At 57.7% G+C, this 918-nt stretch carries 1 pseudogene; it reads right to left on the bottom strand.

Annotated elements, in window-relative coordinates:
• Positions 1–918: pseudogene (locus tag ACR0B3_RS24285) on the bottom strand (sarcosine oxidase subunit alpha); the annotation flags it as partial.

Below are 918 nucleotides of genomic sequence, written 5' to 3'. Positions count from 1 at the left end.
CGCCTGAGAAAGAGATGCGGAAAATGCGGGCAGGCACGCCCAAAACATCCCGCGCGACCCATCCCATAAAGGGCAATTCATCCCGGCGCAGGTCTGTGGTCAGACCCGCCACAAGGTCAAACGCCTTTGGCCCTGCCACCGCGAATTGCGCCCAAGCCTCTGTTGTAGAGGTCAGGCTGAGTTTCCAATTAGGGCAAAAGACCTGCGCTACAAATTCCAGATGCGCCATGACCTCGGCTGCGGCGGCAGTGGTCGTGGTGATCACATAGTCATAGGGGCCTACCCGCGCGCAGGTTCCGTCATCCATAACAAACCCATCTTCGCGCAGCATCAAACCATAGCGCACACGCCCCTCTGGCAGGGTCGACATCATATTGCTGTAGACAAAATCAAGGAACCGCGCGGCATCAGGGCCAGACACGGCGATTTTGCCCAAAGTGGAAACATCGACAACACCGACCGCATTGCGCACATAGCCCACCTCGCGGTTGCAGGATTGCAGCCATGTTGTCTCGCCATTTTGTGGGAAATAGGATGCACGATACCACAGGCCCGTGGCCACCATCGGGGCATTGCGGGCAACACTTGCTGCATGGCTGGTGGTCAGGCGTTCGGGTGCAAACCCTTTGCCTTGCGCGCCCGCGCCAATCGCACCAAGGGACACGGGCACAAAGGGCGGGCGATAGGTTGTTGTGCCAGTCTCGGAAATTCCACGACCCGTGGCATCTGCCAAAACCGCAATCGCGGTCGTGTTTGAACTGCGTCCTTGATCGGGCGCCATTCCTTGGGTCGTGTAGCGCTTCATATGTTCGACCGATTGATACCCTTCTTGCGCGGCAAGGCGGATATCTTTGGTGGTCACATCATTGGCAAAATCAATCCATGCCCGCTTTTTGCCAGAAACCACCCAATGGGGCC

It is taken from the genome of Ruegeria sp. CE9 (assembly GCF_056537425.1).
This window is presented reverse-complemented; position numbering and strand designations above follow the sequence as displayed.